General features: G+C 63.0%; 8 protein-coding genes. 7 read left to right on the plus strand and 1 reads right to left on the minus strand.

The genetic code is table 11. The annotated features are described in order from the left end of the window. The first annotated feature begins 65 nt into the window (after nucleotides 1-65). Nucleotides 66-998, plus strand: coding sequence for a nucleoside hydrolase (locus tag VDP82_RS11485; RefSeq protein WP_323014985.1), 933 nt, complete (start codon nucleotides 66-68; stop codon nucleotides 996-998). Then, nucleotides 988-1,557 carry an NAD(P)H-dependent oxidoreductase gene (locus tag VDP82_RS11490; RefSeq protein ID WP_323014986.1) on the plus strand — a complete coding sequence of 190 codons (570 nt, stop codon included), beginning with the start codon at nucleotides 988-990 and terminating at the stop codon, nucleotides 1,555-1,557. The genes VDP82_RS11485 and VDP82_RS11490 overlap by 11 nt, the downstream gene beginning before the upstream one ends. A 182-nt stretch (nucleotides 1,558-1,739) precedes the next feature. Here the strand turns inward: VDP82_RS11490 and VDP82_RS11495 are convergent, their stop codons facing one another. After that, nucleotides 1,740-1,973 carry a hypothetical protein gene (locus tag VDP82_RS11495; RefSeq protein ID WP_323014987.1) on the minus strand — a complete coding sequence of 78 codons (234 nt, stop codon included), beginning with the start codon at nucleotides 1,971-1,973 and terminating at the stop codon, nucleotides 1,740-1,742. Between VDP82_RS11495 and VDP82_RS11500 the strand changes: the two genes are divergently transcribed. From VDP82_RS11500 to VDP82_RS11520, 5 genes are all read left to right on the plus strand, one after another. Further along, the gene (locus VDP82_RS11500; RefSeq protein WP_323014988.1) at nucleotides 1,960-2,805 is read left to right on the plus strand and encodes a MurR/RpiR family transcriptional regulator; all 846 of its coding nucleotides are present in this window, start codon (nucleotides 1,960-1,962) and stop codon (nucleotides 2,803-2,805) included. The two genes, VDP82_RS11495 and VDP82_RS11500, sit on opposite strands and share 14 nt — an antisense overlap. A 10-nt stretch (nucleotides 2,806-2,815) precedes the next feature. Next, nucleotides 2,816-3,928 (plus strand): ABC transporter substrate-binding protein, encoded by a 1,113-nt coding sequence (locus VDP82_RS11505; RefSeq protein WP_323014989.1) that lies wholly within the window; start codon nucleotides 2,816-2,818, stop codon nucleotides 3,926-3,928. 59 nt (nucleotides 3,929-3,987) lie between these two features. Then, complete coding sequence (locus tag VDP82_RS11510) at nucleotides 3,988-5,733, plus strand: ABC transporter permease (RefSeq protein WP_416347106.1); 1,746 nt, start codon at nucleotides 3,988-3,990, stop codon at nucleotides 5,731-5,733. After that, a complete protein-coding gene (locus VDP82_RS11515; RefSeq protein ID WP_323014990.1) occupies nucleotides 5,730-6,836 on the plus strand; it encodes an ABC transporter ATP-binding protein in 1,107 nt (368 codons plus the stop codon). The genes VDP82_RS11510 and VDP82_RS11515 overlap by 4 nt, the downstream gene beginning before the upstream one ends. After that, nucleotides 6,833-7,227 (plus strand): histidine phosphatase family protein (locus VDP82_RS11520; RefSeq protein ID WP_323014991.1); only part of this gene is annotated, 395 nt, incomplete at its 3' end. The genes VDP82_RS11515 and VDP82_RS11520, both read left to right, overlap by 4 nt.

Raw genomic sequence — 7,227 nt, forward strand, 5'->3', positions numbered from 1 at the left:
TTGCAGACCGCCTATCGCACCCTGCGCGATCACTAGGCAGCCTCTGCATCCAATTGGAGATCGCCATGCAGCCCGACTCTTCCACCATCAAGCGGCTGGAGCTTTTGCAGCCGCCCCGGCGCCGCATCCGTGCCGTGCTCGATACCGATACCTACAACGAAATCGACGATCAATTTGCCTTGACGCAATTGCTGCTTTCGAGCGACCGGATCGAGACCGAGGCGATTTACGCTGCGCCGTTCTTCAATCCCCGCTCGGAAAGTCCCGGGCACGGGATGGAATTGAGCTATGACGAGATCCTGCGGCTCCTGGAACGCCTGGGACATGGCTCGGAGGGTTTCGTCTACCGGGGTGTCACCGAATTCGTCGGCCCCGGCAAAAGGGCGCGGGAAGCCGAGGCGGTGGATGATCTCATTTCCCGGGCCCGCGCATCGAGCCCCGGAGATCCGCTCTACGTCATCGCCATCGCCGCCATCAGCACCGTTGCCTCGGCACTGCTGAAGGCGCCCGACATCATTGATCGCCTCGTCGTGGTGTGGCTTGGCGGCCATGCGCTGGAATGGCCGGACTTGCAGGAGTTCAACCTCATTCAGGATGTCGGGGGCGCCCAGGTGCTTTTCGACAGCGGCGTGCCGCTGGTGCTGGTGCCCTGCCGTGGCGTGGCATCGCATCTGGTGGCCACGATCCCCGAGTTCGAGCGCCATGTGGAGCCAGCCGGAGAAATCGGCTCCTTTCTCTCCCGGCGCTTCAAGGAATATGGCCAGGATCAGCCGCCCGGCTGGAGCAAGGTCATCTGGGACATGGCAGCCATCGCCTGGCTCATCGAGCCCGACTGGTGCCCCAGCGTTCTCATCCCCACCCCAATCCTGACGGATAACGCCACCTGGAGCACCGATCGCAGCCGCCCCTTGATGCGGTATGTGCATCGCATCGAGCGCAACCCGATCATGACGGATTTCTATGCCAAGCTCGCCCGGTTTTCAGAGCATGGCCGCTGAAGCCCCTTCCTCGCCGACAACCACGCCTGTGCGCACCGTGGTGCTCTTTTCAGGCAATGTCCTGCGCCCATCGAAATCGCGCGCCCTCGCGTCGCGTATCGGGGAACGGCTGGCGGCGGCGGTCGGCAATGTGAACCTGACGCCACTCGATCTATGCGACGCAGGGAGGGCCCTTGGCGCCGCCTATGCCAGAAGCGAGTTTTCTGCACAGGCCGAGCATGTCGTCTCCTCCCTCGAAAATGCTGACGCTCTAGTGGTCGTCACCCCGATTCATAACGGTTCCTATCCTGGCCTGTTCAAGCATCTCATCGATTTCATCGACCGCGACGCACTTGCCGGAAAGCCGGTCCTCTTGGGGGCGTCGGGGGGCGGCCAGCGACACGCGATGATGATCGGGCATGAATTGGTCCCCCTGTTCAGCTTCTTCGCCGCCCAGATATCGGCCTATCCGGTTTTCGAGCCGGATCGTGCGCTGGAAACCGCGCCAGACGAGATCGATCAGATGACTTATCGGATCGATCGAGCCGTGCGGCAATTCGCACTCATGCTTGGCCCTTAGTCAACAAGCGGGATTGCAGGGTCAGAAAAAGCAGGCTCAAACCCAAAATTAAGCGCGAGCCAGTGCAGCGTAGCCGTCGCTTGGCGCCAAAGACCATCCGCTGGCAACATGCCACGGATCGTTGTCAGGGCGTGAGGGGCGCGCGTCGGTAACGTCGCGGATTGGTTGCAGCCAATAGCCGATCAATCCGGGGTTCCCGCCCCGGGCGGCAGCGCCAATGCCCTCGCAGCTATGACATCGACCGGCAACCGACTGCCGGAACATCCCATCCATAAGTATTCAGGTTGTCGAAGGTTCTGCGTCACTTCGGCGGCCCAAAGCGCGCGTGAGACGGTGCGATCCGTCGAAACGTTGACGGCATGAAAAATTGCAGATACGAATTTCATTACAAGGAAAATTGCAATGACCAGTTTCATCGACCGTATCGCCAATGACAGCGTCAAGCTCACCGAGACCGAGCGCAAGATCGTCGACGCCTTGGTGGCGGACCGGCACGAGACCGTGTTCCTCTCGGGCCCGCAGCTTGCCGAGCGGCTGAGCGTGCACGAGGCGGCGGCGACCCGCCTGGCCCAGAAACTGGGTTACAAGGGCTACCCGCAGCTGCGCAGCATGCTGCAAAAAGAGATGATGGAAACCCAGGATGCCGCCAAGCGCATGCGCCGCTCCGTCGCCATGGCGGGAGAGAAAGGGTATCTCCAGGATCTGATCGACTCCGAAATAGCCGCGCTGGAGAACATGGTCCAGACGGTGTCGCAGGAGGATATCGACCAGGCCGTCGACATGATTTTCGAGGCCGGCAAGATCTTTCTTTTCGGCCAGGGACACGCCCAGTCGGTGCTTTCCTTCCTGCAACGCCGGCTGGACCGGTTCGGAATGACCACGATCGGGCTGGCCGGACGCGGGCGCGATATTGCCGACCGCATCGTTTCGCTCCACGCGGGCGACGTGGTTGTGGGAATGGCCTTCCGCAAGCAGCCGGAGGGCTATGGCCCGCTTATGGCGCATGCGCGCAGCGTCGGCGCCCGCACTATTTTAATTTCAGACCTCTCGGGCCTGGCCATGGAGCCGAGAGCCGATCTGGTCCTGGCCGCCCCGCGCGGGCGCTCGGGCAGTGAATTCCAGACGCCGACCGTGCCTTTCGCCATCGTCAACGCAGTGCTGATCACCATGGCGGCGCGCCATGAGAAGCAGGCCATCGGTGCGCTGGAAAAACTCTCGGACCTGTTCAGGCACTTCGAGGAAAAGTGAGGAGAAAGTCGTGAAAAAACTGATCATTGCCGGGCTGCTCTGCTCGGTCATGCCGCCGGCCCTGGCGCAGGATCTCGATGCCATGAGCATCGAGGAACTATATGCCCTGGCCAAGGAGGAGGGCTCCGTGACCGTCTGGTCGCTGTCGAGCCGCATTGCCCAGATCGAGGTCGCCTTCGAGGAAAAATATCCCGGCATCGACCTGATCGGGCTCGATATCAACTCGACCAACCAGATTGCCCGGCTCATCGCCGAGCAGAATGCCGGCATTCATGCGGTCGACGTGCTCTATCTGTCCGAAGCGCCGACCGTGTTCGGCGAGTTGGTGCCGGAGAACCGGCTGCACCGCTACATGCCGCCGCGCATCGAGGGCCAGATCGCCCCGGAGCTGACCGAGCCGCTGGTCACCCATCGCCTTTCCACAAGGGCGCTGATGTATAATCAAGCCGCCTATCCCGATGGCTCGCCCATCACCAATCTGTGGCAGTTGACCACGCCGGAATGGCGCAGCAAGGTGCTGATGGAAGACCCCGCCCAGCGCGGCGAGGTGCTCGACCTGCTGACCGAGATTTCCCTGCGGTCCGACGAGATGGCCGCCGCCTATGAGGCGTTCTTCGGCAAGCCGATCGAGGTCGAGGGCCATCTGGACGGCGCCGGCCAGCAGTTTATCCAGGACCTGTTCGAGAACGACCTGATCCTGATCTCGAGCAGTTCCACCGTCCGCGCCTCGGTGGGCGACAAGACCGCGACCGATCCCGCGGTCGGCTTCATGACCTATTCCAGCATGCGCGACAATGAGAAGGAGGGCTGGGCGCTCCAGATCGCCAATGACGTCAACCCGGCCTCGGGCATCCTGTTCCCGGCCGTGCTGGCCATTGCCGACCAGGCCCCCAGCCCTGCCGCCGCCAGGCTGGTGATCGACTTCATGTTCGGCGACGATTCGGCCACCGGCGGCCCGGGCTTCGAGCCCTTCGCGGTGCCGGGCGACTATGCCGCCCGCCGCACCATTGCCGATGATCCCGAGGCGCTGCCGCTCGAAGAGGTCAATCTCTGGCAGATCGACCCGGCCAAGACTGCCGCTGCCCGCCGCCATATTCTCGATATGGTTATCGCGCTGCAATAACCCCGTCATAAGCCGACGGCGCGCGAGCAAAGGCGCGCCGTCCATTGAACAGGTTTGTCATGACATCGCTACAGATGCTTTCGCGGGCAAACAGGAAACTGTTTCGCGCCGATAACGGCTTGCCGCTTATTCTCCTTGTGCTGGTGGCCATTCTGGTGCTCGCGCCCTTGCTCAGGGTCGTGTTCGCCACCCTGACGCCGCAGGGGCTTGAAGCCTGGCAGACCATCATCGCCAGCCCCTTGTCGCTAAATCTGTGGTGGCGACCGCTGCTCAACACCATGGCGCTGGGCGCCGGTGTGGCCACGGGATGCCTCCTTCTGGGCGGGTTTCTTGCCTGGCTGGTCATTCTCACCGATGTGCCCTATCGGCGCTTTCTGGGCATCATGTCCATCCTGCCCTTCATGATCCCCAGCTTTGCGGCGGCGCTGGCCTGGGGCACGCTGTTCCAGAACAGCCGCCTGGGCGGGCAGCTCGGCTTCATTCAGGGCCTGGGCTGGAACGTGCCCGACTGGCTGGCCTGGGGCCTCATCCCCACGCTGATTGTGCTCATCGCCCATTATTATTCCCTGGCATATACCATTATCGCCGCCGGCCTGAGTTCGGTGGGCGCCGATCTGATCGAATCCGCGCAGATGACCGGTGCCAGGCGGCCTCGTATCTTCTTCGGCATCATCCTGCCGGTGGTGACCCCTGCCCTGGTGTCGGCGGCCATGCTGACCTTTGCTGGCGGCGTGTCCAATTTCGCCGCCCCCGCGCTGTTGGGCATTCCGGTGCGCATGCATACCCTGTCCACCCGCCTTTACGGCATGGTGCAGACCGGCGAAAACGAGCGCGGCTTCGTCATCGCGCTGCTGCTCATCGTCGTTTCGGCAGCCCTGTTATGGGCTTCCGACCGCATGGTCTCGGGGCGCCGCGCCTTCACCACGGTGACCGGCAAGGGCTCGCGCACCAAGCGTTTCGCCCTGGGTGCCTGGCGCTGGCCGCTTTTCGTCATTGCCACGCTGATCGGGGTCATCACCACCATCGTGCCGGTGCTGGTGCTGTTCGCGTCGAGCTTTGCGCCCCAGACCAGCGCCCTGTTCTCCAACTGGACCCTGCATTACTGGATCGGCGAGGCAGGCTCCAGCTTCGCCCAGGGCCAGGCGGGCATTTTCCGCAATCCCATGTTCATGGAAGCGCTGGGCACCACGCTCAAGCTCGGCCTGACGGTCGCCATCACCACCATGGCGCTCGGCCTGGGTCTGGCCCATGTCATCGTCAAATATAAGGGCACCTTGCTGGCCAATGTCCTGAGCCAGCTAGCCTTTGTGCCGCTGTTCATCCCGTCCATCGCGCTGGCGGCGGCCTATATTGCGCTTTACGGCGCGCCCATCGGGCCGTTCCCGGCGCTTTATGGCACCTTCCTGCTGCTGGTGCTGGCGGCGACAGCCAATCTCATGCCCTATGCGGTGCAGTCCGGCCGTTCGGTGCTGAGCCAGGTTTCCGCCGATATCGAGGAAAGCGCCAGGCTCACCGGCGCTAATACGCTGACGCGAATGATCCATATCATTTTCCCGCTGGCGATCCGGGGCCTGCTGGCCGGAGGCATATTGGTGTTCATCAAGATCGTGCGCGACCTGTCGCTGGTCGTCCTGCTGTTCACCGCCACCACGCCGGTGCTCTCGATGATGGCCTACACCTATACCGGACTGGGCTTTCCCCAATTCGCGAACGCCATCACGCTGGTCATCCTCGTGATCTGCCTCCTGGCCTCGCTCGCGGTGCATATCCTGCAAAATTACGTCCAGAAGTGGAAAAGCAATTGAACATCCAATCCAAGGGAGCGGAGCCGGCCGACGCGCTGGTCATCCACCAGCTGGTCAAGCAGTTCGGCGATTTCCGTGCCGTCAATGACATCAGCCTCAGCGTTCCGGCCGGCTCTTTCCTCGTCCTGGTCGGGCCCTCGGGCTGCGGCAAGTCCACCCTGCTGCGCATGCTGGCCGGTCTTGAAGACCCCAGCGGGGGCGAGATCGCCTTTGAGGGCAAGGTGGTGTCCAGCGGGGCGGGCGGCACGCTGCACGACAGCGCCTCGCGCCATGCCGGTCTGGTGTTCCAGAGCTATGCGCTGTGGCCGCACATGACCGTGGAGGCCAATGTTGAATGGCCCCTCAAAGTGGCCAAATGGTCCAGGCAGGATCGCGCCGCCCGGGTCACCGAAGTGCTGACCATGCTCAATATCGCCGAATTGCGCGATCGCTATCCCGCCGAAATTTCGGGCGGGCAGCAACAGCGCGTCGCCATTGCCCGCACCATCGGCCCGCGCCCCTCCATCCTGCTGCTGGATGAACCGCTGTCCAATCTGGACGCCAAATTGCGCGTCGAAATGCGCAGCGAACTCATGCGCATCCACCGCATGACCGGGGCAACCTCGGTCTATGTCACCCATGACCAGGTGGAAGCCATGACCATGGCCACCCATGTGGCGGTGCTCAACAAGGGACAGGTCGAACAATTCGGACCGCCGATCGAATTGCTGCAACGGCCCGAAACCACGTTCGTCGCCACTTTCCTGGGCACGCCGGCGGCAAACCTGCTTCCGGCCATGCGCCAGGGCAACGAGTTCTGGTTTGACGGCCAGCGCATTGCCACGGCTCCCGCCGGCATGGCCGATACCCAGGTCGAGCTGCTGTATCGCGCGCAGGATATCGGCATCGGCGCCATTGAGGGCCGGCCGCAATTTACCGGAAAATTCACCGAGGCGGCGCCGATTGCCGGCCAGTCCATGGTCACGGCGCTGGTCGGCAGCATGCGGGTGACAGGCATGGTGGATGGCTATTTCACCGCCATTCCCGGCGATGACATCACCCTGTCCCTGCTGCGCGAGCCCGATGGAATTTTCAATCAGGCCGGAAGGAGGATCGATTCGTGAGGTTTATTCTGTTGCGGCATGGTGAAACGCTGTGGAATGTCGAGCAGCGCTTGCAAGGGCATGAAAATTCCGAATTGTCCGAGCGCGGCCGCGAGCAGGCGCGGCGCTTCGCCCGATATGCCGCGGCCCTGGCGCCACGCCATGTGGTCTCGTCCGATCTGGGGCGGACGCGCGAAACGGCGCGTCTTCTGGGCTATGGCGACGTGCCCTGCGACGAGCGCTTCCGCGAGCTGAATATGGGCGAGTGGACCGGCCGCACCAAGCCCGATCTTCTGGCCAACCAGGCCGATGACTACCATGCCTGGCGCGCGGGCCGTTTCACGCCGCAAAATGGCGAGAACTGGAGCGGCTTTCGCGCCCGCGTCGCCGAAGCCGTGCGTCACTGGCTGGC

The sequence above is a fragment of the Devosia sp. genome, assembly GCF_034675085.1.
GTDB lineage: Bacteria > Pseudomonadota > Alphaproteobacteria > Rhizobiales > Devosiaceae > Devosia.

Excerpts from the sequence above, each read along its gene's own strand:
- VDP82_RS11500 (WP_323014988.1), top strand. The coding sequence starts at position 1,960 with ATGACCAGTTTCATCGACCGTATCGCCAATGACAGCGTCAAGCTCACC.
- VDP82_RS11485 (WP_323014985.1), top strand. The coding sequence starts at position 66 with ATGCAGCCCGACTCTTCCACCATCAAGCGGCTGGAGCTTTTGCAGCCG.
- VDP82_RS11510 (WP_416347106.1), top strand. The coding sequence starts at position 3,988 with ATGACATCGCTACAGATGCTTTCGCGGGCAAACAGGAAACTGTTTCGC.
- VDP82_RS11495 (WP_323014987.1), bottom strand. The coding sequence starts at position 1,973 with ATGAAACTGGTCATTGCAATTTTCCTTGTAATGAAATTCGTATCTGCA.
- VDP82_RS11490 (WP_323014986.1), top strand. The coding sequence starts at position 988 with ATGGCCGCTGAAGCCCCTTCCTCGCCGACAACCACGCCTGTGCGCACC.